Consider the following 26,488-nt stretch of genomic DNA (forward strand, 5'->3'; position numbering starts at 1 on the left):
GGTTTCCCTCCCGCACCCGTTCGAGCTTGTGCGGATTCCGCACGATGTAGAACCCGGTGACCCTGCCACATGGTCCGGGCGGTGTTCGAGACCAACGGCTTCAGCGTGATCGCGGTGACCGATGCGGTCCTGCCGCTGCGGCGGCGGAGGCCGGCCCCGCGCATCGTCGATGTCAGCAGTCACGCCGGCTCGCTCGTCCTCGTCGGCGACCCCGGCGGCCCGTTCGCCGGGCTGCTGCCCTCGGCGGCTTGCTCACCGTCGAAAGCCACGCTCAACGCGCTGACCGTGAACGACGTGAACGAGCTGCGCAAGGACGGCATCCTGGTGAACGCCGTAGCACCCGGCTATGTCGTCACCGACAGCAACAACCACACGGGGTTCTGACACCCGAGCAGGGCGCCGCGGTGCTGGTACGCCTGGCCACCCTCGGCGCCGACGGACCGACCGGCGGGTTCTTCGCCGCGGACGGCCCGCTGCCCTGGTGAGGATTACCGCGTTTCCTGCCAGCCGCAGGGCATTCCGCAGGTGATATGCGTTTCGCGGTCGGTCGTACCGTCGGCGAAGGTACGTACGGTGGCCGAGGCTTCGGCGGTGTAACCGCAGCGTGGGCAGACCGCGAAGTAGTCGAGCACCGGATACACCGTCACGAGCACCGGGGCCTCGCGCCGGACCCGGGCCGGGGCCCCGCTCAGACGGGATCGAACGACGAGATCAGCCATGAGTCCTCTACCTTCGACAGCGTCACGCGGACGCTACTGGCGGCCAGCGCCGGATCGGGTTTCTCGGCACTGGTGGTGGTCTGGTTGATGAACAGCAGCGCGACCGCGGAATCCGGATGCATTTCCGCTACCGCCGAACGCACGATGGTCGCCGAGGTTTTCACCGATTTCTCCTTCGCGGCGGGCGCGATGACCTTTTCGGTGAACTGGGTGTAGTAGGTGAGGAAGTCGCCGGTCATCCGGGATTTGGCGGTCGCGAAATCCTGGTCCAGCGTTTCCGGGGAATACGACAGCAGGGCGACAGTGCCCTCGGTCGCGGCGGAGAGCACTTCGTTCTTCGCCGCGTCGCCGCGGGTGTCGGGCCGGTACTGGAAGATCAGCAGCGCGGCGGCCACAGCCACCGCCACCACGGCCACCAGGGTGAGCAGAACCGGTTCCGGGGACTTCCGGACGGAACGGAAGAAGCTGGGCATAGTCACGGCACGAACTCCACTTTCGACATCTTCAACTCCGAACCCTCCCGGGTGACGGTGACACTCAACCGCCACACCCGCGGCTCCTGCTGCGCTCCCGCGGAGTTGGTGACCCGGGAAACCGCCGATACCAGCACGACCGCCGATTCATCGGTCATCGACTCGACGGCGGCGGCGGTGATCTCACCCTGCGTGGCGACCGCGGACTGCTCGACGACCTTGGTGAAATCCTGGGAGCGGGTCTGGAAATCCGTACGGAAAGCCCCGGTGGAATGGTCGAGGACGCGTTTCACATCATCGGCGGCCCGCCCGGAGTCCAGGGTGGTGAGCGCGATAACGCCTTCCCGCGCGGCATTGAGGAATTCGTCCTCCCGCGCCTGGTCCGCGGTGAGCTGATGGTGATTCCATATCGAATACCCACCGGCTACCAGCGAGACGAGCACGATCACCGCCACCACGGCCCGGCCCACGGTCCGGCGCCCCGGCCGCCGTATCGCGCCCGGTTTCACCCGGCGCACCGCAGCCGAGAACCCGCCGGCCACCGCACCCGTCGTCTTCGGATCAGCGCTTTCGCCGGCAACGCCCGCCGAGTCGATAGTCGTGGATGCGGTGCCGCCCTCCGCGCCGGCGCCGGTCGTGGCCGTGTCTTCCGATTCGACACCCGCGGACGCGCCCTCACCCACATCGACGCCCTCCGCAGCGGCGCCCTTCGACAGCGCTACCGTCGCCGAAGCGTCCGCTGCCGAACGGTCACCTTCCGCGCTCCCGGCAGTTTCGCCGGGCACCGCCGCAGCCTCCGCACCTGAAGTGCGGGCGGTCTCCGCTTCGGTGGTGCCGGCTTCCGCCGGCGACGCAACCTCGTCAGCGGTGGAAACCTCGACCGTATCCGGACCGCCGGTACGCTCGCCGGCCTCCCGGCGCAGTTTCGCGGCCCGGGCCCGAGCCCGCGCCGCGGTCGCGGACGCCTGCGCGGCCAGCGCCTCAGCTTCCGCCGCCGCTGCTTCGGCATCGGCTTGTTCGGCCGCCAGGATCAGCGGGTCGGTGGCGGTTTCGGGCATCTATCCCACCTCGATCAGTCGGTCTAGTCGCTTGCGGGCAGCGGTTTGGCTTCCTTGACGGTCAACGGGGTGCTGCCGACACTGAGCGTGCCGGCGCCCGCCTTGGTCACCAGGACTTCCGCGCCCTGGTCGTCGACGTAGCGTTTGCCGATCAGATTGCCGTCGGCGAAACCCTCCTGCGGGCTGCCGGATGGCGCCGCGGCGCCGCCGTCGATGGGCACCATCGGCACGCCGCCGGCCCGCAGGTCGTCGAGGCTGTCGGCGGCCCGGACAATGATCACCTCGGTATTGCACACCTGGCTCCGTAGCCGGGTACCGGTTTTGACCATCTTCTTATTCCTTTCGAAGGCGGCGGCTACGCGCCGGCGGTTTCGCGGGTCAGTTCGGCGATCAGATCGCGCCGCAGAATCTTCCCGGTAGGTGTGGCGGGTAGTTCGGGCCGGAAAACGACTCGGTCGGGGGTCCGGGAACCGCGCAGCCCCGCACGGACGTAGGCGCGCAACTCTTCCGGATCGGGGGTCGTACCGGGTTCGGCGGGAACCACGACGGCCACGATGATCTGCCCCCATTCGGCGTCCTCCACACCGACGACCGCGCAATCGTGCACGGCGGGATGTTCCACCAGCACGTCCTCGATCTCGGCGGGCGCGATGTTCTCGCCGCCGCGGATGATGGTGTCGTCGCTGCGGCCGTGGATGAACAGATAGCCGTCGGCGTCCAGGAGCGCGAGGTCCTTGGTCGGGAACCAGCCCTCGGCGTCGAGGACCGAACCGATCCCGGTGTAGCGGCCGGAGACCTGCGGGCCGCGGACGAACAGTTCCCCGGCGACCCCGGCGGGCAGCACGGCCCCGGCCTCGTCGCGGATCTGCACCTCGATACCGGGTACCGGCTGCCCGACCGACCCGAGTCGCCGGGCGACCTTCTCGTCGTCGGCGGCCAGAGCGGCCCGGTGATCGTCGGGGCCGAGAACGGCGATGGTGGAACTGGTTTCGGTGAGCCCGTAGGCGTTGACGAAACCGACTTCGGGCAGCAGTTGCAGCGCGGTGCGCACCAGCGGCAGCGCGACTTTCGAACCGCCGTAGGCCAGAGTGCGCAGGGTGGGCAGCCGGGAGCCGGAGGTGTGCAACGCGCTGACGATCCGGTCCAGCATGGTGGGGACAACGGTCGCCGTGGTGACCCGTTCGGTTTCGACCAGCCGGATCCATTCCGCCGGATCGAAACTGCGCAAGTACACCATTTTTCGCCCGGCGTAGAGGTTCGACAGCGCCGCGCCGACCCCGGCCACATGGTAGGGCGGCACACAGATCAGCGATACGTCGTCGTCGGCGGCGGAGGCGAATTCCACCGTACCGGTGATATAGCTGACCAGGTTGTTGTGCGAGAGCTCGACCGCTTTGGGTTGCGAGGTCGTGCCCGAGGTGAACAGCACGACCGCCGGCGAATCCGGATCGGGTTCCACCCCGGCCGGTTCGGCGCCGCGGGCTGAGTCCAGGAATCGCGCCGAATCCCACAGCCGCTCGGCGGTACCGGCCACCGCCTCGGCGTAGGTGTCGTCGTGGATCACCAGCGGGGCATCCAGCCGGTGTACCAGTTCGGCGAGTTTGTCGGCGCTGAGCCGGTAGTTCAACGGCGTGAACGGTACCCCGGCCCGGGCCGAGGCGAAGATCAGCAGCGGCAGCAGCGCGCCGCCGGTACCCACGTACGCGACACTGCGGGCGCCGGAGGCGGCGATCGTCCCCGCGCCACCGTGGGCCAGGGCGTCCAACTCGGCGCCGGTCCACCGCTGATCACCGGATACGACGGCCACCCGGTCCGGGGTACTCGACGCCGCCATATCCAGCAGTAGCGAAATACTCATGCGACAACTTCCTGAACGCCGAGCGCCGCGATCCAGCGCCCAGCCGGTGATATCGGTATTCTCGAAAATCGAGAATACCATATCCGCTGGCCTGCGGGCCCTGATGGGCCAACCGGCCGGTCCGGACGCCGGTCACGCCCGAGCCGCACTGCCGAGTGCGCCGAACGCGCACAGATTCCACACCTCGGCGGCCGTGATCGGATGCCCCCCGTCGTCGGGCCGCGAACCCTGCGCCACGAACATCACCGTCTGCAGGGTCATCGCCGCCAACCGGCGCGGCCGCGCCCCCACGCGCAGATAGCCTTCGGCCTCGGCCGCGCTCACCAGATCGGCGAGCAATTCGAACAACGAGGCGTGCGCGACCTGGATCTCGATGGGATCCGACATCAGCAGTTGCGGGGCGAATTCGGTGAACAGCGGGCGATGCGCCCCCGGATCCGGCCGGCAGAACTCGAACAGCAACTCCACCGCGGTACGCAGCTTGTCCAGCGAATCGGCGTCGTTGCCGGTGGCCTCGCGGATCTGCTCGGCCACTTTGGCGATGGCCTCTTCATAGAGGGCCAGCAGCAATTCGTGCTTACCGTCGAAGAGCAGATAGAAACTGCGCAGCGACTGCCCGGCCACGTCGACCACCTCGTGCATGGTGAAATCGGTACTGCCGCGCTCGGTGATCAACGCCCGGGCGGCATCGAGGAACCGCTGCACCTGCGTGCTGCCGAACAGCTTGGTCGTGCGCACCGAGCGCGCATCGATCCGCTGCTGCAGGGTCAGCCCACTGCCGGTACTCCGCATGGCCGTACCTCCCATCGCCGTATCCGTCGGGCGGCGAGGCCCCGCCGGAGTGAACCCTTGCGTCCGGCCCGGTCGTACCGCCCACGGAAACTAGAATATCCCGATGAGAGAATGATATTCTCATATTCGGCCAAAGGAGGTACCCAGTGCAGCTGACTTTCGACGAGGACGTGGAGCGGTTCCGCGCCGAGTTCATCGCGTTCCTCGACGAGCATCTGCCGCCCGAGGCGATTGCCACCGAGCGTCCGCGGTCGAGTTCGCATGTGCCCGAATGGTCCCGCGCCTGGCAGAGCACCCAGTTCGACCACGGCTGGCTGGTCCCCGGATATCCGCCCGAGTTCGGCGGCCGCAACGCGACCGTCCTGCAGCAATACGTGCACCGGGAGGAATTGGGCCGCCGCAAGATCTACGAGAGCTGTAACCCGCAGGGTCAGGGCATCATCGCCGCCTCGCTGATCACCTTCGGCACCCCCGAACAGCAGCAGCGCTGGGCGGTACCGATCCTGCGCGGCGAAATGCCCGCGGCGCTCGGGATGAGTGAGCCCGGCGCCGGTTCCGACCTGGCCGGCCTGCGCACCCGCGCCGCCCTCGACGGCGACCATTTCGTCGTCAACGGCCAGAAGGTGTGGACCTCGGGTGCGCACGATTCCGATGTCATCCTCACCTTCGTCCGCACCGATCCGGACGCTCCGAAACACAAAGGCATCTCCGTACTACTGATCCCCACGGATACCCCCGGAGTGCGCCGCCGCCCGTTCGCCTCGGCCTGCGCCGGTGACGATCTCGATTTCAACGAGGTGTTCTTCGAAGACGCCCGGGTACCGGTAGAAAATCTGGTCGGTGAACTGAATCAGGGCTGGACGGTGGCCACGGGCTCACTCGGCCACGAACGCACCCTGCTGTGGATGAGTTTCGCGCAGCGCCTGCGCATGCTGGTCCAGGATTTCCGGCCGCGCACCGATCTCGATATCGACCGTTTCGCCACCGTCGTCATGGACCTGCAGGCCCTCGAACTACTGGGTTCGACAGCCCTGGCCCGGGAAGCGCGCGGCGAAGCGGATGTGGCGGCGCTCTCGGTGCTGAAACTGCTGGGCTCGGAAAGCGTGCAGCGCGGTCTGGAAGCCGCCCTCGACGCGGCCGGCGCCGAGGGTCTCGAACATCCCGCGGTGACCTCACGGCACAGCCTGCTCAACCTCGAAGATCACGCACCGAGCTGGTTCGAACGGTATCTGCGCAGTTTCTCCGGCACCATCGCCGGCGGCACCTCCGAAATCCAGCGCAATATCATCGCCCAGCGCGTCCTCGGCCTGCCCCGCAGCTGAGCCACCCGGCGCGGCCGGGCCCGCACGATAAGCCCGCCTCTCGTACCCGGCCGCGCCGCGAGGGCTATCGCAGCTGTTCGGTCAGCCGCTCCAGGCCGTCCTTGATCAGCCGTCCGTAGTCGTCGTCGCCCAGTGCGCCTATGGTGGCCTGCGCATGAGCCAGATGCTCCCGGGCCCGGACGAGATCACCGAGCTTGCGGTAGCAGTCGCTCAGGTTCAAATGCAGCGACGGATACAGAGCTACCGCAGACATGGCCACCCCGGCCTGCGTCAGTTGCGCATCGGTCACCAGGGCAACAGCCGCCAAGGCTCGCTGGTCCCAGACCAGCTCCGCACCGACATCGTCCTGCGCGTCGGCCATGGTGTGCGCGAGCGTGCAGCGGTGGAGCGCGTCACCGTCCTCGCCGCCGATCTCGTCCCATAGCGCGGCGAGCATCAGACGTGCTTCCTCCCGCTGTCCACCGTGATTGAGCTGCGCGGCCTCGCCGATGCGTAGGAGCGTCGGATCCGTGATCATCGGCGAATTCTCCCATCCGCCCACGGCATTCGCGACCGCATCAATGCGGCAGCATTTCCTCCCAGCTGCCGTGGCTGTCGGCCACCAGATCGGTCTGCCGGTAGAGCTGTCCGTCCGGGGCCAGGTATTCGCCGGTGTTCGGGTCGTACTGGGCGTAGGCGACCGCGGGCGCGGCAGACGGCGCGGGCTCGGTCGCGGCTGCCGGAGCGTTCCCCGGGGGTGTGTTGCCGGGGGGCGGGGCGAACCGCGAATCCGGCGGAATTCCCTGACCTTCCAGCTCGGGGTCGCGCGGGTAGGGGCCGAGCACCGGTTGCTCCGGCGCGACCGGCACGAATTCCTGATCGCTGTTGCAGAGGGCCGCCGTGGGGGCACGTTTGGCGGGGTTGTTGGCGCACGGGATATTGCGCGCGCCGCGCACTGCGACCGGATGATCCTGCGGCAGTTTGCAATACAGGTTGTCGGGGGTGTCGATGGTGGTGGTGTCCTGTGGGGACCGCCATTCCGAGGGCGGCAGGAAACCGAGCGTGCAGGCGGGCGGATCGGACACCCCGCTGACGCGGAAGTCACCGATACCCAGGCCGGAGGCGTTCTTGGTCGGCTGGACGGCCTGGACCAGCGATACCACCGGCGGGAGCAGGACCAGCAGCTGTTCGAGGCCCGCGTTGTAGGTGACCGCGAGCTGACCGACCGAGGTCAGGTTCGACAGCAGCACCGGCAGGGTCAGGTCCACCGAATCCAGCAGTCCGGCCACCTCGTCGGCGAAGCCCGGACCCGAATGCAGGACCTGGCGGATCTGCGGATCGTTCGCGACGAGCTGACCCGTCACGTCCGCGGTGGCCCGGGTCCAGATACGGATCGCGTCGGCCGTCTGCACCTGTGAGTCCAGTAGCGGTTGCGCATCCTGGACCAGGGTGCGGGTGGCATCGCCGGCCCCGTTCATCTCCGCGGTCAGTTTCTCGGCCGAGGTGAGCAGCGAATCGAGGTCGTAACCCGCCCCGTTGACCCCGGCGAACATCTCGTCGAGCAGCCGGCGCAGATCGTCTTTGGGAATGGTGTCCACCAGGGCGCTGAGTTTGTCGAGCATCGGGCCCACGGGTTGCGGTACAGCGGTGTCCCGGCGTTCGATGGTGGCCCCGTCGTACAGGTACGGCGGGGAATCGGTGCGCGGCAGCAGGTCCACGTATTGTTCACCCACCGCGGACACACTGCGTACCTCCGCGGTGAGGTCGGCCGGAATCCGGTACGAGCCGTCGATGGCCAGCCGCGCCCGCACACCGTCGCCGCTGAGTTCCACCGAGGTGACCTTGCCGACCCGGATCCCGCGGTAGGTGACATTGCCGAACCGGTACAGCCCGCCGGCTTCCGGGAGTTCCACCGTCACTCCGATGGTGCCGATACCGGCGAGCGTCGGCAGCCGCATGTACACCACCGACATCACCACCAGCCCGATCACCGAGAGCACACTGAAGATGATCAGCTGGGCTTTGACGAAACGGGACAGCAGCATCAGCCGCCTCCAATCCCGGGTATCTGAGGAAGCTGGATCTCCGGCAGCGGGAACGGCAGGCCGGGCACCGGCGCGGGGGCGGGCGCCGGCGGCGGCGCGGGGGCCGGGGCCGGAGGTTGTTCGGGAGCAGGTGCGGGCGCCGCGGCCGGGGGCGGCGTCACGCCGAACCCGAGCGGGTTCTTGGTCTGCTCGGCATACCCCGGATCGCCGACGGCGGCCTGGATGACGGCGGTCGGATCGCCCCACGGGGTGCCCAGCAACAGTTCGCGCCGCAATCGGGGAATGGTGAGGTCGACGGTGGCGAACAGGTTGATGAAATCGCCGCGCACCCCGTTGTCGACCAGGTACTGCCCGTACGGGAACACGGTCGCGAACTGGATCGCCGAGTTGATATCCGGACCCACGTCGGCCAGCGCCTTCAAGGTCGGTTCGAGGTTGCGCAGATTGGTGAGCAGATCGTCGTGCACCGCCGTCAGGACACCGTTGGTGGTGTCGCTGAAGGTGCGCAGCCGGTCCAGTGCGGTGACCAGATCCGGGCGCTCGGCGATCAGCACATCCAGTGCGGGGGGAATTCGCTGCAGCGCCTCGGTGAGCACATCACGCTGCGCGGCGAAGGTGCCGCCGAGACGGTTCAGGTTGTCGATGGTGGCGACGATATCGGCGCGCTGGGCGTCGAGGGTTCCGAGGAAGACGTCGAGACGGTCCAGGAGTGCTCGCACATTCGTCTCCCGGCCTTCGAACGCGGCGCTGAGGCTACCGACGATATCGCCGATCTGCCCCAGGCCACCGCCGTTGACCACCACCGAGAGCGAGGCCAGCGTCTGTTCGGTGGACGGGTACGTGCTGGTCTCGTCCAGTTCGATTCGTGCTCCCGGGGCGAGTTGCCCCTGCGGCGCCTGGCCGGGTGGCGGGTTGAGCGCCAGATGCATCGACCCCAGCAGACTCGTCTGCCCGACCCTGGCCTGCGCGTTCGCCGGCACCACCTGGCCGGGCTGGATGGATACCTCCACCAGCGCGTGCCAGTTCTCCACCGTGATATCGCCGATGCTGCCGACCACCACGTCGTCGATCAGGACCGGCGAATTCGGTGTCAGCGTGCCGACGTCGGCCATTTCCACGTACAGCACGGTGGCATCGGCGCCGCGGCCGGTGGCGCCCGGCAACGGCAGTGAGTTGACACCGTCCCAGTTGCAGCCGGTAGCGGTCAGCGCGACACACGCGCAGCCGAGCACCGCATCGCGAATTCTCCTGCCTTTACCCGGTTTCGTCATATGCTCACCGCCCACCGGGGAAGAGGATGTCGGCCAGGTTCGGCGCCGGTGGTGCCGGTGGTGGTGCCGGCGCGGCCGGGTTCACCGCCTGCGGGACCAGATGGGGTTCGCTGTAGATGAGGTTGTCCGGGTTCGCCGAGGGTCCCAGGGCCGGGTTCACCGGCACCGGCAGGTAGTTGAAGTTGAGCAACCCGAGCACCGGGCCGAGGTAGTCACGGCATTTACGCGCCGCCTCTTCGGCCCCGATGTTCTCCACGCTGGCGATGCCGCCGCAGACGAATTCGATCGGATTGGAGAAGTTGTTCAGCACGAAAACCCCTGCCTCGGTACCGGTGTCGGGGTTGTAGATGTTGTAGAAGTTGGCCAGGCTGGTGGGGAAGATATGCAGCAACTCCTCGAGCTCGCCGCGGTTGTCCACCAGATTCTGGGTGACGTCGGCCAGCCGGCCCACCTGCTCACCGGCCTTGTCCCGGTTCTCCGCGACGAACCGCTGCACCTCGCCCACCGCGATGGACAGATTGGTCAGGGCTGCGTCGAGATCGGAGCGGCTGTCGGACAGCACACTGGTCAGGGTCGCCAGCCGGTTCTGGAACTGCACGATCTGCACATTGCTGTCACGCAACGCGGTGACAAAGGTCTGCAGGTTGGTGATGGTGGCGGCGATATCGCCACTACCGTCGGCCAGGATCCGCCCGACCCCGGACAGCTCCGACAGCACCTGCCGCAGTTTGTCACCGTTACCGGCAAGGGCATTCGCCGCGCTGTCGATGAACCGCCCCGCCGGCCCGGAGGCCTGGTCCCCGTCTGGCCCGAGTTCGGTGGCCAGCCGGGTGAGCTGCGTTTTGATCTGATCCCATTCGACCGGGATCGCGGTGCGCTCCAGCGGGATCACCGTATCGTCGGCCATGGTCGGACCTTCCCCGCGGTAGGCGGGGGTGAGCTGGACGTAGCGGGAGTCGACCAGGCTCTGGGCGACGATCACCGCACCGGCATCGGCCGGGATATCCACCTCGCGGTCGATGTGCATCGTCATCTCCACGGTGGCGCCGCGGGGTTCGATGGCGGCGATGGTACCGACCTTCACCCCGGATACCCGCACATCGTCGCCGGGGTAGATCGCGGTGGCGGTGGTGAAGATCGCGCGCACGGTGGCCGGCGCGAACAGCGCGCGGTTCACCACCACGAACGCCGCGACCACGACGGCCACCGCCAGGGCGCCCGCCGCCACACGGATGATCAGTGTCCGGTTCATCGTGGCGCCCCCGGTTGCGGTACGGGTTGTGGTTGCGGAACCGAGCCGCCGAACGCAGCGTCGACGAACGGCCGGATCCATTGGGCCGGAATCAGGTTGGCGACGTAGGCGTTGTAGAAGGGCCCGCCCGACACCGCTTCACCTTGGGTGAGCGAGGCTTTCGCCAGGCCGGGGATCGCCTTGGCGATATTGTCCCGGTTACGTTGCAGCAGTTCGGTGACCGAGTTCAGCCGGTCCAGCGCGGGCCCGAGTTCGGCCTCGTTGTCGGCGACCAGCTGGGTGAGCTGGTCGGCGACGGCCGCCGTGTTGGCCAGCAGGGTGGCGATCGCCTGCCGGCGCTCGTCGAGCACCCCGACCAGCGTGTTCGCATTGAGCAGCATGGTGTTCAACTGTCCGCTGCGGTCGGCGAGGATACCGGTGACCTCCTGGGTCGCGGTGAGCAGATCGCCGAGCGCGGTATTACGGCTGTTGATGGACTTCGACAGTTCCGACAGGCCGTCGAACGCGGGCCCCAGCTGGGGAGCGATCGAATCCAGCGTGGACGACAGCAGATCCAGCGAACTGTTCAGCGCGTCGGTGTCCATGGCGGCACTGGTGGCGGTGAGGTCGCCGAGTGCGTCGGTCAGTGAATACGGCGACGATGTGCGTTCGGCCGGAATGGTATCCAGCGGACGCAGCGGCTCGTCACCGTGCGAGACCACGGTCATGATCCGTTTGCCCAGCAGCGAACCGGTTTTGATCTGCGCGGTACTCGAGGCGCCCAGCGTGACCCGGTCGCCGACGGTGAAGACGACCAGTGCCTGCCCCCGTTCCAGGCTCACCTCGGTGACCGTCCCGACCTTGAAACCCGAGACCATCACCTCGTCACCGGCCTCCAGTCCGCCGGCCTCCTCGAACACCGCCTGGTACCGGACGGTCGTGCCCCAGGCGATCACCTGCTGCGATTGCAGGCCCAGCGAGATGACGCAGAGGATGAGCACGATCCCGACCAGGCCGTGCCGCAGTAGATGTCTTCCGCGGTATCGAAACATCTCAGGGAGCGCACCTTCCGTCGGTCTGTACGGCGGCCGGTATCTCCACGACCTGCCCGGAGAGGTCGTTGACCCGGATCGTCAAATCGCACAGGTAGTACTGGATGAAATTGCCGTAGGCCCCGGTGCGCACGAGTTTCCGGAAATTCTCCGGGGCTTTCTGCAGGGCGGTATCGAGAGTGTCCTTGTCGCCGTCGATATTCGCGGCCAGCTGATTGACCTGGTCGATCGTGCCGGCCAGGCCGGGCCTGCCCTGGGTGAGCAGATCGGCGACGGTGGCCGTACCGGCTTCCAGCGAATCGATCGCGGCCGCGATGGGGTCGCGTTCGTTGTGGAGCTGGGTGATGAGTTGTTCGAGCCGGTCCACCAGGCCGGAGAACTGCCCGCCCTCGTTCGCCAGCGTGGTCATCACCGTGTTCAGGTTGTCGATCAGCTGTTCGACGATCTCGTTGTTGTCGGCCAGCGCGGCGGAGAAGGAGGCGGTGCGGCCGAGCAGCGAATTCACAGTGCCCTCCTTACCCTGCACGATTTCCAGCAGCGACCAGGTCAGGGCGTTCACATCACGGGCGTTCAAACCCTGGATCACCGGTTTGAGACCACCCAGCAGCAGATCCAGATCCAGCGCGCCGGTGGTGTTCTCGATCGGCAACTGCCCACCGGCCGGCAGTGCGTTACCCGGACGGTCGGTGATCTCCAGATAGCGGTCGCCGACGAGATTCAGGTAGCGCACCGCGACCTCGGTGCCGGTGGTGAGCGCCAGCGAGCGGTCGGCGTCGAATTCCACCCGCACCCGGTGATCGTCCTGCAGCGCGATCCCGCGCACCGAACCCACCACGACCCCCGCGACCCGCACCGTATCTCCCGTGCGCAGCCCGGACGAATCGGCGAAGACCGCCGAGTACTCGGTGGTCGAACCGCTGCGGTACTCGCCGAACACGATGATCAAGCAGGCCGAGAGCACCACCATCACCGCGGCGAAGATCCCGAATTTCAGCAGCGGAGTATTGCGATTGCTCATCGCGGTGCTCCCTTCCCCGCGGCGGCGGGCCCGAAGAGCGCCTCGGCCAGTGAGGTGGTGTTCAGCGTCAGGTTCGGCCGGAACGGACCCGCGTGCGGGTTGGCTCCCACATCGGCGACCACGAACGGCGGGAAATCCTCGTACGCCACCGGCAGCATCGAACACTGCGGTCCGCCCGAAGCCGCCACCTTCGGCAGATGCTCCGGATAGCGATACGGCTCGACGCCCCACAGGAAGTTCGCCGACAATCCGATACCGGGCACCTGCACCGGTGTCACCGTGGACAGGTAGCCGAGTCCGTCCAGGGCACAGGTCAGTGCGGTGTGGTAGCGGTTGGTGAGATCGAGCGTGGGTACGAGGGTGTCCATGGCGCTCACCAGGCCGGGCCCGCTCTCCCCGACCACCCGGTTCCCGGTATCGGCGAGCCCGATGAGGCTCATCAGCAGCACATCGAGTTGTTGCTGTTCCTCCACGATGGTCCGGCCGATCCGGGTCGCGTTACCGGCCGTTTCCATCAGGGCCGGTGCGGCATCCGCGTAGGCGCCGGTGACCTGCGGGGCCATGGCGAGATCGGCGCGCAATGCGGGCAGTCCCGGTTCGACCTTCGCGAGGAACGATTCCAGGTCGACCATCATCTGGCCCACCCGGTCACCGCGTCCGCGCATCGCATCGGCCAGGGCGCCCAGGGTTTCGTTCAGCTTCTCCGGCTGGATCTGCCCCAGTACCTGGGTGAGCTGTTCGAACACCGTATTGATCTCGACCGTCACGCTGCCGGCGTCGAATACCTGGCCCGGTTCGAGGTGGCCGGCCGACGGCTGCGCCGGCGGCACCAACTGGATGTACTTCGCGCCGAACACTGTGGTGGAAGCGATATCCACGGTGACGTCGCCGGGTATCCGGGTGAGATTGCCGCGGTCGATGGCCAGTTCGATCTCCGCGGTGCCGTCCGCCCGTTCGACAATGGAATCCACCGCGCCGACGGTCACCCCGCGCAGTTTCACCTCGGCATCGGGGTACATCACCAGACCGGCGCGCGGCGCGTGCACGGTCACCGCGACGGTATCGGCGAACCCGCCTTGGAACAGGGTCACCGCAAGCACCACGATCGCGGTACCTGCCGCGAGCGCGGCGAGTCCCGCGGCCGGCCGGCCCACGGCGGCCAGCGCCCGCAACCGGTCGCGCGTGCGCCGGCGCCGGTCCGTGGCCGCCGCCTCCGGTCGCCCGTCCGGCGGCGGGGCCACGGCCCACCGGTTCTGCGTATCGTTTCCTACCAGCGCCATCCCTACCCCGACAGCTCGAAGTTTCCGTTGGACCCGTACACGGCCAGCGAGACCAGCAGTGTCACCGAGACCACCGCGATGAGCGAGGTCCGCACGGCATTGCCCACGGCCGTACCCACACCGGACGGGCCGCCCGCGGCGAAGAACCCGAAATAGGTGTGTATCAGCAGGATCGTGATCGCCATGAGTATTGCCTGCAGGAACGACCAGAGCAGGTCGATCGGGTTCAGGAAGGTGGCGAAATAGTGGTCGTAGAGACCGGAGGACTGGCCCAGGATCACCACCGTGGTGAACCGGCTGGCGAGGAAGGAGGCGATCACCGCGATGGCGTACAGCGGGGTGATCGCGATCATCCCGGCCATGATCCGGGTGCCGACCAGGTAGGAGATCGGCTCGATCGCAATGGATTCCAATGCGTCGATCTCCTCGTTGATCCGCATGGCACCCAGTTGGGCGGTGACACCGGCACCGAACGTGGCCGCCAGGCCGATACCCGCCACCACCGGTGCGGAGATCCGGACATTGATGAACGCCGACAGGAATCCGGTCAGCGCCTCGATCCCGATATCACCGAGTGAGCTGTAGCCCTGAACCGCGAGGGTGCCGCCGGTGGCCAGCGTCAGGAAGCTGACGATCACCACCGTTCCGCCGAACGCGGCCAAAGTGCCCGCACCCATACTGATCTCCGCGATCAGCCGGATCGTCTCGCGTTTGTAGCGCCAGGCCGCCATCGGCGCGAATGCCAGCGCCTTCACATAGAAGATCGCGTGATCGCCGACCCGGCCGAGTACGTCCACCGGTTTACGCAGCCGGCGGATCACCGCCGGATACCGCGTGGCGAGAACCTCGGAGGCTGTCATCGGATTCCTCCCCTCACCCGGTTGTCAACTGGATGCCGATCGCCGTGACCATCACATTGATGACGAACAGCGACATGAACGCATAGACGACGGTCTCGTTGACCGCGTTACCCACCGCTTTCGCACCGCCGGTGACGATCAGCCCGCGGTAGCAGGCGACTATTCCGGCGACGAGTCCGAACAGCAGCGCTTTCACCGAGGAGATGATCACCTCGTTGATCCCGGTGAGCAGGGTGATCCCGGCGACGAACGCGCCCGGATTGACGTCCTGCACGTAGACGGAGAACACATAGCCACCGAGCACGCCGATGATGCAGACCAGATTGTTCAGCAGCAGCGCGACCAGCCCGGAGGCCAGCATGCGCGGGGTGACCAGCCGCTGCACCGGGTCGATCCCGAGTACCTCCATGGCCGCGATCTCTTCGCGGATGGTCCGCGACCCCAGATCGGCGCACATCGCGGTGGCGCCGGAACCGGCGACGATCAGCACCGTGACCATCGGCCCGACCTGGGTCACGGCGCCGAATGCCGCGCCGGCCCCGGAGAGATCGGCGGCACCGAGTTCGCGCAGCAGGATGTTGAGCGTGAAGCTCACCAGAACGGTGAACGGAATCGCCACCAGCAGGGTGGGTACCAGCGATACCCGCACGATGAACCAGGACTGTTCCAGGAATTCGCGGGTCTGGAAGGGGCGGCGGAAGGCGAATTTCACCGCGTCGGCGGTCATCGCGAACAGGCCGCCGACGGTCTGCAGTGGTCCCTCGACCCGGTCTCTGAGCCGGATCAGATACGGGGTGCGGGTGGTCATAACCACCTCGGCGTACATGGCTCGAGGGCCGCCGTGCCGATCGGGCGCTGCCCGGGAAGGCCGGGAGCACGCCCGGGCAAGGAGGATTTCGGCATCGAAGTGCTCCTGTCGAACGATCGACGTCTCGATGGGATTCACCGGCACGGGAACCCACCGAGACGGGGGCGGCTCACGAATCGAGCCGCGGTATGACGGGGCAGCTCCGGCCTACGGCTTCGGCGGACTGTCCGATGGCTGTACCGTCCCAGCCGGCGCTGCTGTCACTTATCTCGGTACGGAAATGTCATTCTCAATTTCCAATAGGATGACATCCGGTATGCGAGAACACAATACTTGCGGGCAAGTTTCCGGGAAACCCCAGGAAGAGCCGGGACAAACCGGCGGCCAACCGCCGAAAAGCCCCCGAGCAGGCATGATAACCCCAGCGAAGAGCCACCGAGGCGGCGGATCACGCCGCAACCGACCCGGAAGAATCGTGAAAATCAACGTTTCAAATTTGCCCGAGACCGGGCCGCTGTTTCGAATTCGCACAAATGCGACCACCCCCGGCAAGTAATTCATCGGATAAATCCGCGTATAACCCCTCGGCAACACCGTAAAACAAAGGCTGTCGATGGCACTTCCACCCCCGGAAACCGCCCGATACGCGGTTCCCGGCGCCAGTGTCCGGGTCAGCCCATCACCGACCGACCCGGCCGGCCGTTCACCTCATACCCCTCGGAGCGTCCCCTCCCCGTGCATGCGCAACCCCTCGTGGCTCCCCACTCTTCGCGCGTCAGACCGCCGGAACGAGGTCCGCACAGACCGGCACATACTCCGTTGCACCGCTGCGGAATATCTCGCTCGGCGTGACCGCCGCGGCCGGCAGACCGGCCGCCACCAGGGCTTGAGCCTTGAACGCGCGAGCGGCGTAACTCAGGCGGTGCAGGACCGGATCGACACCGTGATCCTGCCCGGCCGGCCAGCCCTCACCCCAGACGACGACCTCGATCCCGCGGTGCTCGAGCGCACGCAACACACCTTTACGGGCCCGGCCGTCCCGACTACAGACATCGGCGTTCACCGCCAGCGCCTGGGGCAGCCGGCCCGGAACCTCGGTCGCCAGCACGGAATCGAGCTCGCGCACCTCGGCGCCGAGGATCTTCAACGGGCGGATATCGGCCGGCTGCGCGAGCAGGACCGTCACCTCCCATCCGGCCACCGAGCGGTCGAACAACCACCCGCCGGCGAATTGGACCGCGTCGGCCACGGTCGCCGCCACCACATCGAGCCGGTACCTCATCACATCTCCTTCGCCGTCAAGTCGCGGGCCAGCGACTCGGTGTAACCGTTGAATACGTCGGCCAGCGGGATCGAACGATCGAGCAGCCACGAGATCTCCATTCCGTTCAAGAAGGCGACGATCTCGACCGCGCGCATCCGCGGATCGATATCGCGCCGGTACCGGCCGCTGTCCTGGCCCCGCCGAATCGCCTGGGTGACGATTTCGACGGCCGTGCGCCAGCGATCGAGCATCCGATCGTGTAGTGGCGCCTCGGGCGTGAGGTTCTCCACGAGCAGGACGACGAAGGTGCCGACCAATTCCGGAGAACGTTCCATCCTGGTGACGACCTTGCGGATCTCGACGATGAGATCGCCGCTGATATCCGCGTCCCTCAGGTCTTCGGCATCGCGGGCGTCCAGGACAGCATGTAGAAGCTGTTCTTTCGAGGAGAAGTGATGCAACAGCCCCGCGGACGTCACGCCTGCCTCGCCGGCGATCTGCGCCAGTGTCGTACTACGCCATCCGTTACGGGTGAGCAGGCGCTGCGCCACGGCGAGAATACGCTGCCTGCGGTCCTCCCCCTTGGCAAGGAGTGAGGCATAGGGACGAGGAGCTGTCATGGTCCGAACCCCGATCTAACAAACCTAGTGAACACACAGTAGGTTGGTTTCGATCCTGTGACAAGGGTTACAGAGAAGTTGCTCCAGCAATGGGGCTTCACGTGCGGCTCCGGGGTGGTGGAGGCCGCGAATCAGCCCTCCCGAACCCGTTCCCGATACGGCCGGGAACCCAGTTGAAAATAGCATTCTCGCTGCGTCAACCGCGGCGGAACAGCCGAATCACGCCGCACCCGTAGAACGCCGCTCTCCTATTGTGATAATGTCGTTTTCAGCTTGGCGGGCTACCCACCGGCTCCCGGCCGCCTGCTCCACCGGAGAGGTGGGCGGTAGGTCATAGCGGTTCGACATAACGCGAATGCGGCGGTCGGCCGCCGAGGGACGGCGACCGCCGACGGCAAATTCGCGAATCAAACGATCCATTGGAGGGTCACGATGCCGACTTCGCCCAGCAGTGCGCCGCTCTATCCCCCGCAGGGGTTCGGCCCGCCGAAGGATCGCCGGGGCCACGCCGAGGGCACCCTCGGACTACCGGCCGGCACCGAGGTGTTCTCCGCCGACAACCACATCTCGCTCGCGGACGATATCTTCTACGAACGTTTCCCCGAGGAGCTGCGGGACAAGGCACCGCGGGTGTGGTACGAGGAGGGCGCGTACCAGATCGGGCGTAAGGGAAAGTCGTTCCTGCCCGGCGATTTCAGCCGTGTGCTGATGCAGTACGACCCCCTGGACGGGTCCGGTAGCACCAACCTCGAGGCCCGGGTCGCGGATCTGCGCGCCGACGGAATCGACAAGGAGCTGGCTTTCCCCAATTCGCTGCTGGCCCTGCTGTTCTACCCCGACAAGGCCGTCCGCGAACGCTGCTTCCGCATCTACAACGAGTACATCGCCGAGGTGCAGGAGCGTTCCGGCGGCACGCTCTACGGTGTCGGGCTGATCAACTGGTGGGACGCCGACGGTGCGCGCCGCACACTCGCCGAACTGAAATCCTTGGGGCTCAAGACTTTTCTGTTGCCCCTGTCGGCCGGCAAGGACGACGACGGCAACGTCATCGATTACGGCAGCACCTCGATGATCGGTGTCTGGGACGCGATCGAGGAATCCGGTGTGCCGGTTTCGCACCATATCGGCGAATCCCCGCTATCGGCCCCGTGCGAGGTGAACAGCGTGGTGGTCGGAATGATGCACAATGTCGCCCCGTTCCGAGAGCTGTTCTCCAAGTATATCTTCAGCGGCATCATCGACCGGCATCCCGGGTTGCAGATCGGCTGGTTCGAGGGCGGGATCAACTGGGTCGCCTCGGCCCTGCAGGACGCCGAACATATGCACGCGTCCTACCGGCATATGTACAACCGCCCGCTCGACCACGAGGTCCGCCACTACTGGGACAACCATATGCGGGCCTCCTTCATGGTCGACCCGCTGGGCCTGGCCATCATCGACCGGATCGGCGTGGACCGGGTGATGTGGTCCTCGGACTACCCGCACAACGAAAGCACCTTCGGCTACTCGGAGAAGTCCCTGGCCACGGTCGTCGACGCGCTCGGCCCCGAGCAGGCGGCCCACGTCGTCAGCGGCAACATCAAGCAATTCCTGGGCGTCTAGGACCGAGCCACGCCGAGAGGGACCACGTGCAATGACCGCATTCCCCGCCGCGACCACCGCGGCGATCGAAATACCCGACCTCCCCGACCGCGCCCGCATGCGCCGGGAGACCGGGGCCCGGCTGCGTTCGGCCATGGCCGAACGCGGTGTGGACGCGGCGATCCTGCTGCTGAACAACAATGTCGTGTACGCGACCGGCGCGAACTGGCCGCTCGGCGATGCCGGACTGGCCCATGTCGAACGGCCGGTCGCGGTGGTGACCGCCGACGACGAATGGCCGCATCTGTTCCTGCCGTTCCGGGCCGGCGCGGCGGCCGAAGCCGAACTGCCCGCCGACCATCTGCATCCGCCGGTGTATCTCGAATTCGACGAGGGCGTCGAGGATTTCCGCCGCCGGCTGGCCGAGCTGGTGCGGCCGGGTTCCACGGTCGCGGTGGACGAGTTCACCGGCGCCATGCTGCGCGCGCGGGACCGGCTCTTCCCCGGCGCCCAGCCCGTGGACGCGGCCACGGTGATCGGGCCCGCCAAATTGATCAAAACACCCGACGAACTGTCCTGTATCCGCAAGGCCTGCCGGATCACCGAGGAGGCCATCGTCGACGTACAGGCCTCGCTCGCACCCGGAGTGCGCCAGATCGACCTGTCCGCGGGTTTCGTGCGGCGCGCGTTCGAACTCGGTGCCACGGCGACCATGCTCGACGCCATCTGGCAGGTGATGCCGGACAGTAAGGCCGACGGCGTGTGGACGACGCACGGTGATCTCGCTCTGCCACTGCTCACCACCGAACGTGAGCTGAAGGCCGGCGATGTGCTGTGGACCGACGTCAGCATCACCTACAACGGCTACTGCTCGGATTTCGGCCGCACCTGGATCGTCGGGCAGGATCCGAGCCCGCGCCAGCAGGCCCAGTACCAGCAGTGGCGCCATATCCTGCAGGCGGTACTGGCGCAGATCCGCCCCGGTGCGACCGCGTCCCAGCTCGCCCACGCGGCGACCGAGGCGGCCGGCGGGCAGCGCCCCTGGCTGCCGCATTTCTATATCTCGCACGGAATCGGCGTGAGCGCCGCGGAGATGCCGATGATCGGCACCGATCTCGGCGCCGAATTCGACGACAATTTCGTGCTCCGACCCGGCATGGTGCTGGTCCTCGAACCCGTGGTGTGGGAGGACGGCACCGGCGGCTATCGCAGTGAGGAGATCGTGGTGGTAACCGACGGAGGCTGGATGCCTCTCACCGACTACACCTATGCCCCCTATGGCGACTGAGATCCTGCCGGACGATCGCGCGCTGCGGGCCGGGCGCCGCGAGCGTGTGCTGGCACAGATGCAAGCCCATGACCTCGATGTACTGATCGCCGGCCGGCAGGCAAACGCCCGCTATCTGTCCGGCGCGCCCCAGCTGTGGGTGGCCGGTACCCGGCCGTTCGGGCCGGTGGCGTTGCTGATGCGGGAGACCGGAGCGGTCCACCTGCACAGCACCTGGGACGAAGGTATTCCCGAGGACATCCCGCACGAGAACCTGTACGAAACCATGTGGGATCCGCGCAATCTCATCGCGGTCCTGCGCGATATCGAGGGTGCGGCCACGGCACGCCGGGTGGGCACCGACGCCCTGTCCCCGGCGTTCGCGCAGCTGCTGCCCCTCGCGTTCCCCAACGCCGAGATCGTCGACGGTGAACTCGCGTTCCGGGCGGCGCGGCGGATCAAGACCGCGGCGGAGATCGAGACGATGCGGGCCGGGATGCGGGTCGCCGAAGCGGGACTCGCCGCGGCAGTGGCGCAACTGGCTCCCGGGGTTACCGAACAGGCGCTGGCCGGGGTCCTGCTCGAGGCGTGCGCGGCCGGTGGGGTGAGCACGCCCGCCACCCAGGACGCCGCGTGGGTGACCGCGCGCGACCATCCGTGGCGGCGGGCCACCGCGGACCGCCGCGTTCAGGAGGGGGATCTGGTCGCGTTCTCCTCCGGTGTGCTCGGCGACGGTTATATCGGAGAGGTCGGCCGGACCCGGCCGGTCGGGCCGGTCACTCCGGCGGTCGAGAAACTGTACGGCCGCTGGAACAAGTTGTGGGAGAGGCTGTTACAGGCCTGTCGCGCAGGCGCGCCCGCTTCCGGACTACTCGACGCCTACCTCGACGCGGGCGAACCCCTGCCCGCGATGCCGGTCGCCCGCGGGCTCGGCATGGGTTTCGACCCTCCGGTCGTGGCCCCGGCATTGCGCGCTACCGCCGACGCGGAGCAGCTCGAGCCCGGGATGGTCCTCGCGGTGACCGGTTATGTCTGGGGCGAGGGCGTGGGCGCCGTATTCGGCCGTGACGCGGTCCTCATCGGCGACGACGGCCCGCAGGTGCTCACCTCGAGCCCGCACTGGAGTCCTCGATGACCACCCGGAAACCGGCCGCGGGCGCGCGAACCGGCAAAAAAGGAGCGACGCAGATGTCCGACAGCGGAACCGGGAACACCCCGGGGGGCACGGCAAGCGAAACGGGCCCGGACGCGGAGTCCGCCCGCAGCGACTCGGCGGCTGCCGGGCCCAGCGCCGAGGAGATCATCCGGTATTCGAAGGATCCGGCGACCCGGATCGCGACCATCACCTTCGACCGCCCCGATCAGCTCAACGCCCCCACCATGGCCGCGCGCCTGCGCTACGGCGACCTGATCCACCGGGCCAGTATCGACGACGAGGTCAAGGTCCTGGTGATCCGGGGCGCCGGCGACGATTTCGGGTCGGGTGCCGATCTCGGCGAATTCATGGCCGTGCAGAACGACCCCGACCAGGGCCCGCGGCTCAGCGAGTACAAGATCGGCCCCGACGAGGTGCGCTACCCGCCGAAGGAATCGTTCCGGCACGGCGCCAGCATCAGCCAGTGGTACGCCAACGCGCAGGCCGGCTGCCGGAGCCTGCAGGAATTCAAGAAGATCAGCATCGTCGAGGTGAAGGGCTACTGCTACGGCTGGCACTTCTACCAGGCCGCCGACGCGGATCTGGTGATCTCCTCCGACGACGCGCTGTTCGGGCATCCGTCGTTCCGCTACTACGGGTGGGGCCCGCGGATGTGGACCTGGGCGCAGACCATGGGATTGCGCAAGTTCCAGGAGATGGTGTTCACCGGCCGCCCGTTCTCCGCGGCGGAAATGGCCGAGTGCAATTTCCTCAACAGCGTCGTCCCGCGTGCGGAGCTGGAAGCCGAAACCGCGAAGTACGCGCTCGCGTGCGCCCGGAACCGGCCCACGGACACGGTGTTCATGCAGAAGGTGTTCTTCGAGATCATGAAACAGCAGCAGGGCGAATACATGGGCAGCCTGCTCAGCGGTTTCTTCGAATCGATGGGCGGCCATATCCACGCCGACGACAACGATCTGATGCTGGACAACGCCTTCGACAACGGTTTGAACAACTCGGTCAAGGACAACGACAGCCGCTTCCCGCCGGAGTTCCGGCTCAGCAGGTCGGGGCGGCGCAAAGCCGAGTAATGGGCGAGGGTATCAGATCGCCCCGCGACAGCGGCGGGCAAGCGCGAGCCTCGCCACCTTCGGTGTCCTCGGCCGAGCCGGGCACACCGGGATACCGCGTCGCCCGGGCAGGAGCACCGCGTATTCCACCGCCGGGAGCCCGTCCCGCAATGCCGGGACGGGAAACGCGAGAGCCTGATATCCGCGCTCGCCGGGTCCCGTGCGCGGCAAAGCAGCCGGCGTGATCGGCCGCACCCTGCCGCCGCCGGCTCCTCCCCGAGCCGCGCCGCACTGCTGGGTGGGACGGAACCACGCCGGATAGCGGAGCCGGCCGACGGGGTGTCGCGCGCTTTCGCCGGTCTTCGTCGCCGGCGATGCCGAAGCGTTGGCTTGACGTTGCGCGGCGGTAGCGCGCACGGCACCTGTCGGCACCGTGCGCATCCGTCGATCGGGTACGGACCCACGCCGCCCGGATCGGCGGAGTGAATAGAAATCCTGCGGAGGGCCGTTCGCCCTACCGCCACAGCGGGAAGTGAGCCCCCATGCATCAGGAGCCCACCGTCGAGCAGCCGGCGAGCGGGTCGCGCTCTGCTACCGAGCGCGGCAGCAGAGACACCGTGGCGGATCAGGACGTGGCAGCGTACGACGATCGTGGCGGACACGGGGTGCTCACCGGATACACCGTCGTCGCGCTGACCGGTGGGATCGCCGGCGTCTACTGCACGAAGCTGCTCGCCGACGCCGGTGCCCGGATCGTGTTCGCGGAGCCGCCGCAGGGTACTGCGCTGCGCCGCCGGACATCGTCGGGTGCCGTACCGGAGCCGGGCGGCGACGGGGCGCTGTTCCAGTTCCTCGCCGGAGCCGGGCACAGTGTCGTGGTCGATCCGTCGCCGGCGGACAACCGCGACCTGCTCGACGCGCTGCTCACCGAGGCCGATGCCGTTGTCTGGTCGCCCGGCGGGGGTCCCGGTGACGATCCGCGCTTCGCACCGGCAGCGCTGCGGGAGCGCCACCCGCATCTCGTGGTCACCGCGATCACGCCGTTCGGTCTCGACGGCCCGTGGGCCGGGCGGCCGGCCACCGAATTCACCTTGCAGGCATGGTCTGGCGGCATCGTCGGGCTGGGCCGCGGGGCGCCGGAACGCGCGCCGATCCATGTCGGCGGCGAGGTGGGCGAATGGTTCGCCGGCGCCCATGCGGCGGCCGCGACCCTCACCGCCCGGCACCGCGCCCTGACCACCGGCACCGGGGAACTCGTCGACCTCTCGATGCTGGAAACCCAGATTCTGGGCCTGTCGTACTACCCGGTTTCGTTCTACGACACCGTGCACCGGCCGTTTCGCACCCAGCGCCGGCTCAGCCGCCCCGGCGTCGCCACCGCAGCCGACGGGCTCATCGCTGTTGGGTGCGGTACCGCGCAGCAGTGGTTCGACCTGTGCGTGATGGTCGGGCATCCGGAATGGATCGACGAGGATCCCACGCCCGCCATCACCGAACGCACCAACGAGAAGGCCGAGGAGATCGCCGCCTGGTTCGCCGAGCATACGGTGGACGAAATCCGGGAACTGGCCACAGCTTTCCGGATACCCAACAGTCCCGTGGCCAATGGCGCCGATGTCACCGAACTCGATCAGCACCGTGCCCGCGAGTTCTTCACGGTGAACCCGGGAGCTGGTTTCGTCCAGCCGGGTCCGCCGTTCCGAACCACCCCCGCGCTGCTGCGCTCCCCCGAACCGGCTCCGGCCCTGGGCGAACACACCGCCCACTACCGCGCGACGACCGCGGCCGGTGCCGCCGCCCGCGAGGAGAGCGCCGGCTCCGCGGCCCGGCAAGCGCATACCGGCACAACGAACCCACTTCCGTTCGTGGGCCTGCGTGTTCTCGATATGACCACCTTCTGGGCCGGACCGTCCTGCACCCACTACCTGGCGCTACAGGGCGCCGAGGTGATCCATGTGGAATCCGCCCAACGTCCCGACGGAACTCGCCTCATCGCCGGTGTCCCCGTCGACGAGGAACGCTGGTGGGAGAAATCCGGGATCTTCTCCGGACTCAACACCAACAAGCGCGGAATCACCGTCGATTTCCGCACCGACTCCGGTCGCGAGATCCTGCGCCGTCTCGTCGCCTCCTGCGATGTACTGGTGGAGAACTACACGCCGCGGGTGATCGAGCAGATCGGCCTCGACTACGACAACGTTCGCATCTTGCGCCCCGATGCGATCATGGTCCGGATGCCCGGATTCGGGCTGGACGGGCCGTGGCGGGACAACCCGGCCTTCGCCTATGTCATCGAGGACGCCTCCGGGCTGACCTGGCGCACCGGCTATCCCGACCAGAACCCCGTCGAGCCCTACAGCCTCGGCGACCCGAACGCGGGCGTGCACGCGCTGGTCGGACTGCTGCTCGCCCTGGAGCACCGCCGGCGTACCGGCGAAGGGATGCTCGTGGAGGCGGCCATGGTGGACGCGGCCCTGAACATCACCGCCGAACAGGTCATCGAATACTCCGCGTACGGCAACCTGCTGGAACGCGACGGTAACCGCGGCCCGCACGCGGCACCGCAGAACCTGTATCGCGCGGCCGGGGCCGACGAGTTCGGCCGTCCCGACAACTGGATCGCGCTCGCGGTCACCACCGACGAACAGTGGGCGGCGCTCACCGAGGTGCTCGGTCGCCCGGACTGGGCGACCGCACCGCGTCTGTGTACGGCCGCGGGACGGCGCGCCCACCACGACGAGATCGACGAACACCTGTCCGCATGGTGTGCCGGCCGGCCGGCCGGCGAGATCGTCGACATGCTGTGGGCGGCGGGTATTCCGGTGGCCGAGGTCCGGCAACCGCACCGGCAGACCGAGATCCCGCAGCTCGCGCACCGGAACTTTTTCGAACCGGTGCCGCATCCGATCAATCCCACCGCACGTCACAGCACGGTCCCGGCCCGCTACTCAGCCGGTCCGGCCCGCTATCACCGCCGGCACGCGCCGCTGCTGGGGCAGGACAACGATGCGGTGCTGAGCGAACTCGGGTACACGGATGAAGAGATCGCGGCTCTGGAAAAGGACAAAGTGATCGGCGGAGCCCCGGGCTTCTGAGCCAATTGACAACACACTGTCATATTGACAGAATGTTGTCATGACTCCGCAGATCGTTCACCTCGCCGTCTACAACACCCTCGCGGACTGGGAGGTGGGCGCGGCCACCGCGCATATCAACAACGGCAATTGGCACCGCGAACCCGGCAGGTACCGCATCCGCACGGTCGGCGCGAGCACCGAACCGGTGACCACGATGGGCGGGATGCGAATCGTTCCCGACCTCACCCTGGCCGAGGTATCTCCCGCGGACAGCGCCATGCTCATCCTGCCCGGCGCCGAGGGCTGGGACTCCGGTGAGTTGACCGACTTTGCCGGCAAAGCACGAGAATTCAGCACCGCCGGGGTCCCGGTCGCGGCGATCTGCGGCGCGACCTTCGGCCTTGCCGCGGCCGGGTTGCTCGACGACCGCGAACACACGAGCAATGTCGCCGAATATCTGGCCGCCAGCGGTTATTCCGGCGGCGACCACTACCGGGAAGAACTCGCCGTCACCGATCGCGGCGTGATCACCGCCAATTCCACCGCACCGTTCGAGTTCGCCCGCGAAGTACTGGCCGCCCTGGATATCTACGAACCCGCCGTACTCGACGGCTGGTACCGGTTGTTCGGCCGGAACGACCCGGCGGGCTACGCGGCGCTGGCGGAGTACGAAGCCCGGCAGGCCACGGCCTGAACCGGGGCTGCGCG

At 67.5% G+C, this 26,488-nt stretch carries 25 protein-coding genes; 8 read left to right on the forward strand and 17 right to left on the reverse strand.

All coding sequences use genetic code 11. The features are described 5' to 3' along the window. Positions 1–81 precede the first annotated feature (81 nt). Entirely contained in the window at positions 82–384 is a 303-nt protein-coding gene (locus ACQEVO_RS19005) for an SDR family NAD(P)-dependent oxidoreductase (protein WP_432915076.1), read from the forward strand. A gap of 104 nt (positions 385–488) precedes the next feature. Here ACQEVO_RS19005 and ACQEVO_RS19010 read toward each other — a convergent pair whose 3' ends face one another. The 6 genes from ACQEVO_RS19010 to ACQEVO_RS19035 form a co-directional block, all read right to left on the reverse strand. Continuing rightward, complete coding sequence (locus tag ACQEVO_RS19010; RefSeq protein ID WP_432915078.1) at positions 489–719, reverse strand: hypothetical protein; 231 nt, start codon at positions 717–719, stop codon at positions 489–491. Continuing rightward, on the reverse strand, positions 689–1,192 hold the full coding sequence (locus ACQEVO_RS19015; protein WP_432922805.1) for a twin-arginine translocation pathway signal: 504 nt from the start codon (positions 1,190–1,192) through the stop codon (positions 689–691). The genes ACQEVO_RS19010 and ACQEVO_RS19015 overlap by 31 nt, the downstream gene beginning before the upstream one ends. A 2-nt stretch (positions 1,193–1,194) precedes the next feature. Then, positions 1,195–2,250: a hypothetical protein gene (locus ACQEVO_RS19020; RefSeq protein WP_432915080.1), complete on the reverse strand. Its 1,056-nt coding sequence runs from the start codon at positions 2,248–2,250 to the stop codon at positions 1,195–1,197. A 23-nt stretch (positions 2,251–2,273) separates the two neighbouring features. Beyond that, positions 2,274–2,579, reverse strand: a complete 306-nt coding sequence (locus ACQEVO_RS19025; RefSeq protein WP_432915082.1) for a hypothetical protein — start codon at positions 2,577–2,579, stop codon at positions 2,274–2,276. A 26-nt stretch (positions 2,580–2,605) separates the two neighbouring features. Then, positions 2,606–4,108: a class I adenylate-forming enzyme family protein gene (locus tag ACQEVO_RS19030; protein WP_432915084.1), complete on the reverse strand. Its 1,503-nt coding sequence runs from the start codon at positions 4,106–4,108 to the stop codon at positions 2,606–2,608. Positions 4,109–4,240: 132 nt separating this feature from the next. Then, on the reverse strand, positions 4,241–4,900 hold the full coding sequence (locus ACQEVO_RS19035; protein WP_432915086.1) for a TetR/AcrR family transcriptional regulator: 660 nt from the start codon (positions 4,898–4,900) through the stop codon (positions 4,241–4,243). A gap of 146 nt (positions 4,901–5,046) precedes the next feature. On the opposite strand from ACQEVO_RS19035, the gene ACQEVO_RS19040 reads away from it, so the two are divergent. Beyond that, the gene (locus ACQEVO_RS19040; protein WP_432915088.1) at positions 5,047–6,222 is read left to right on the forward strand and encodes an acyl-CoA dehydrogenase family protein; all 1,176 of its coding nucleotides are present in this window, start codon (positions 5,047–5,049) and stop codon (positions 6,220–6,222) included. A gap of 64 nt (positions 6,223–6,286) precedes the next feature. Here ACQEVO_RS19040 and ACQEVO_RS19045 read toward each other — a convergent pair whose 3' ends face one another. The 11 genes from ACQEVO_RS19045 to ACQEVO_RS19095 all read right to left on the reverse strand — a co-directional run bounded on the left by ACQEVO_RS19045 (position 6,287) and on the right by ACQEVO_RS19095 (position 17,650). Next, the gene (locus ACQEVO_RS19045) at positions 6,287–6,739 is read right to left on the reverse strand and encodes a hypothetical protein (protein WP_432915090.1); all 453 of its coding nucleotides are present in this window, start codon (positions 6,737–6,739) and stop codon (positions 6,287–6,289) included. A gap of 40 nt (positions 6,740–6,779) precedes the next feature. Beyond that, positions 6,780–8,243, reverse strand: a complete 1,464-nt coding sequence (locus ACQEVO_RS19050) for an MCE family protein (protein ID WP_432922808.1) — start codon at positions 8,241–8,243, stop codon at positions 6,780–6,782. A 2-nt stretch (positions 8,244–8,245) separates the two neighbouring features. Next, positions 8,246–9,517: an MCE family protein gene (locus ACQEVO_RS19055; protein WP_432915092.1), complete on the reverse strand. Its 1,272-nt coding sequence runs from the start codon at positions 9,515–9,517 to the stop codon at positions 8,246–8,248. Between the two features lie 4 nt (positions 9,518–9,521). Further along, positions 9,522–10,769, reverse strand: a complete 1,248-nt coding sequence (locus ACQEVO_RS19060; RefSeq protein ID WP_432915094.1) for an MCE family protein — start codon at positions 10,767–10,769, stop codon at positions 9,522–9,524. Further along, positions 10,766–11,800 carry an MCE family protein gene (locus ACQEVO_RS19065; RefSeq protein ID WP_432915096.1) on the reverse strand — a complete coding sequence of 345 codons (1,035 nt, stop codon included), beginning with the start codon at positions 11,798–11,800 and terminating at the stop codon, positions 10,766–10,768. The genes ACQEVO_RS19060 and ACQEVO_RS19065 overlap by 4 nt, the downstream gene beginning before the upstream one ends. 1 nt (position 11,801) lies before the next feature. Beyond that, a complete protein-coding gene (locus tag ACQEVO_RS19070) occupies positions 11,802–12,818 on the reverse strand; it encodes an MCE family protein (protein ID WP_432915098.1) in 1,017 nt (338 codons plus the stop codon). Further along, positions 12,815–14,098, reverse strand: a complete 1,284-nt coding sequence (locus tag ACQEVO_RS19075; RefSeq protein WP_432915100.1) for an MCE family protein — start codon at positions 14,096–14,098, stop codon at positions 12,815–12,817. Before ACQEVO_RS19075 ends, ACQEVO_RS19070 begins: the two co-directional genes overlap by 4 nt. A 2-nt stretch (positions 14,099–14,100) precedes the next feature. After that, a complete protein-coding gene (locus ACQEVO_RS19080) occupies positions 14,101–14,958 on the reverse strand; it encodes an MlaE family ABC transporter permease (protein WP_432915101.1) in 858 nt (285 codons plus the stop codon). A gap of 13 nt (positions 14,959–14,971) precedes the next feature. Beyond that, positions 14,972–15,766: an MlaE family ABC transporter permease gene (locus tag ACQEVO_RS19085; protein ID WP_432915103.1), complete on the reverse strand. Its 795-nt coding sequence runs from the start codon at positions 15,764–15,766 to the stop codon at positions 14,972–14,974. Between the two features lie 775 nt (positions 15,767–16,541). After that, positions 16,542–17,048 carry a hypothetical protein gene (locus tag ACQEVO_RS19090; RefSeq protein WP_432915104.1) on the reverse strand — a complete coding sequence of 169 codons (507 nt, stop codon included), beginning with the start codon at positions 17,046–17,048 and terminating at the stop codon, positions 16,542–16,544. After that, positions 17,048–17,650 (reverse strand): TetR/AcrR family transcriptional regulator, encoded by a 603-nt coding sequence (locus ACQEVO_RS19095; RefSeq protein WP_432915106.1) that lies wholly within the window; start codon positions 17,648–17,650, stop codon positions 17,048–17,050. Before ACQEVO_RS19095 ends, ACQEVO_RS19090 begins: the two co-directional genes overlap by 1 nt. 432 nt (positions 17,651–18,082) lie before the next feature. Between ACQEVO_RS19095 and ACQEVO_RS19100 the strand changes: the two genes are divergently transcribed. From ACQEVO_RS19100 to ACQEVO_RS19125, 6 genes are all read left to right on the forward strand, one after another. Continuing rightward, positions 18,083–19,252: an amidohydrolase family protein gene (locus ACQEVO_RS19100; protein WP_432915108.1), complete on the forward strand. Its 1,170-nt coding sequence runs from the start codon at positions 18,083–18,085 to the stop codon at positions 19,250–19,252. Between the two features lie 31 nt (positions 19,253–19,283). Then, positions 19,284–20,519: a M24 family metallopeptidase gene (locus ACQEVO_RS19105; RefSeq protein WP_432915110.1), complete on the forward strand. Its 1,236-nt coding sequence runs from the start codon at positions 19,284–19,286 to the stop codon at positions 20,517–20,519. Next, complete coding sequence (locus ACQEVO_RS19110; protein WP_432915111.1) at positions 20,509–21,633, forward strand: M24 family metallopeptidase; 1,125 nt, start codon at positions 20,509–20,511, stop codon at positions 21,631–21,633. Before ACQEVO_RS19105 ends, ACQEVO_RS19110 begins: the two co-directional genes overlap by 11 nt. Before the next feature lie 53 nt (positions 21,634–21,686). Next, on the forward strand, positions 21,687–22,724 hold the full coding sequence (locus tag ACQEVO_RS19115; RefSeq protein WP_432915112.1) for an enoyl-CoA hydratase/isomerase family protein: 1,038 nt from the start codon (positions 21,687–21,689) through the stop codon (positions 22,722–22,724). Positions 22,725–23,335: 611 nt separating this feature from the next. Then, positions 23,336–25,798, forward strand: coding sequence for a CoA transferase (locus ACQEVO_RS19120; protein WP_432915114.1), 2,463 nt, complete (start codon positions 23,336–23,338; stop codon positions 25,796–25,798). A gap of 40 nt (positions 25,799–25,838) precedes the next feature. Beyond that, complete coding sequence (locus ACQEVO_RS19125; RefSeq protein ID WP_432915115.1) at positions 25,839–26,474, forward strand: type 1 glutamine amidotransferase family protein; 636 nt, start codon at positions 25,839–25,841, stop codon at positions 26,472–26,474. Positions 26,475–26,488 lie beyond the last annotated feature (14 nt).

Origin of the sequence: Nocardia sp. CA-290969, assembly GCF_050936135.1 — a bacterium.
Classification (GTDB): domain Bacteria; phylum Actinomycetota; class Actinomycetes; order Mycobacteriales; family Mycobacteriaceae; genus Nocardia.

Excerpts from the sequence above, each read along its gene's own strand:
- ACQEVO_RS19055 (WP_432915092.1), bottom strand. The coding sequence starts at position 9,517 with ATGACGAAACCGGGTAAAGGCAGGAGAATTCGCGATGCGGTGCTCGGC.
- ACQEVO_RS19125 (WP_432915115.1), top strand. The coding sequence starts at position 25,839 with ATGACTCCGCAGATCGTTCACCTCGCCGTCTACAACACCCTCGCGGAC.
- ACQEVO_RS19115 (WP_432915112.1), top strand. The coding sequence starts at position 21,687 with ATGTCCGACAGCGGAACCGGGAACACCCCGGGGGGCACGGCAAGCGAA.
- ACQEVO_RS19020 (WP_432915080.1), bottom strand. The coding sequence starts at position 2,250 with ATGCCCGAAACCGCCACCGACCCGCTGATCCTGGCGGCCGAACAAGCC.
- ACQEVO_RS19070 (WP_432915098.1), bottom strand. The coding sequence starts at position 12,818 with ATGAGCAATCGCAATACTCCGCTGCTGAAATTCGGGATCTTCGCCGCG.
- ACQEVO_RS19035 (WP_432915086.1), bottom strand. The coding sequence starts at position 4,900 with ATGCGGAGTACCGGCAGTGGGCTGACCCTGCAGCAGCGGATCGATGCG.
- ACQEVO_RS19085 (WP_432915103.1), bottom strand. The coding sequence starts at position 15,766 with ATGACCACCCGCACCCCGTATCTGATCCGGCTCAGAGACCGGGTCGAG.
- ACQEVO_RS19045 (WP_432915090.1), bottom strand. The coding sequence starts at position 6,739 with ATGATCACGGATCCGACGCTCCTACGCATCGGCGAGGCCGCGCAGCTC.
- ACQEVO_RS19080 (WP_432915101.1), bottom strand. The coding sequence starts at position 14,958 with ATGACAGCCTCCGAGGTTCTCGCCACGCGGTATCCGGCGGTGATCCGC.
- ACQEVO_RS19065 (WP_432915096.1), bottom strand. The coding sequence starts at position 11,800 with ATGTTTCGATACCGCGGAAGACATCTACTGCGGCACGGCCTGGTCGGG.
- ACQEVO_RS19095 (WP_432915106.1), bottom strand. The coding sequence starts at position 17,650 with ATGACAGCTCCTCGTCCCTATGCCTCACTCCTTGCCAAGGGGGAGGAC.
- ACQEVO_RS19105 (WP_432915110.1), top strand. The coding sequence starts at position 19,284 with ATGACCGCATTCCCCGCCGCGACCACCGCGGCGATCGAAATACCCGAC.
- ACQEVO_RS19030 (WP_432915084.1), bottom strand. The coding sequence starts at position 4,108 with ATGAGTATTTCGCTACTGCTGGATATGGCGGCGTCGAGTACCCCGGAC.
- ACQEVO_RS19075 (WP_432915100.1), bottom strand. The coding sequence starts at position 14,098 with ATGGCGCTGGTAGGAAACGATACGCAGAACCGGTGGGCCGTGGCCCCG.
- ACQEVO_RS19010 (WP_432915078.1), bottom strand. The coding sequence starts at position 719 with ATGGCTGATCTCGTCGTTCGATCCCGTCTGAGCGGGGCCCCGGCCCGG.
- ACQEVO_RS19090 (WP_432915104.1), bottom strand. The coding sequence starts at position 17,048 with ATGAGGTACCGGCTCGATGTGGTGGCGGCGACCGTGGCCGACGCGGTC.
- ACQEVO_RS19100 (WP_432915108.1), top strand. The coding sequence starts at position 18,083 with ATGCCGACTTCGCCCAGCAGTGCGCCGCTCTATCCCCCGCAGGGGTTC.
- ACQEVO_RS19015 (WP_432922805.1), bottom strand. The coding sequence starts at position 1,192 with ATGCCCAGCTTCTTCCGTTCCGTCCGGAAGTCCCCGGAACCGGTTCTG.
- ACQEVO_RS19060 (WP_432915094.1), bottom strand. The coding sequence starts at position 10,769 with ATGAACCGGACACTGATCATCCGTGTGGCGGCGGGCGCCCTGGCGGTG.
- ACQEVO_RS19110 (WP_432915111.1), top strand. The coding sequence starts at position 20,509 with ATGGCGACTGAGATCCTGCCGGACGATCGCGCGCTGCGGGCCGGGCGC.
- ACQEVO_RS19025 (WP_432915082.1), bottom strand. The coding sequence starts at position 2,579 with ATGGTCAAAACCGGTACCCGGCTACGGAGCCAGGTGTGCAATACCGAG.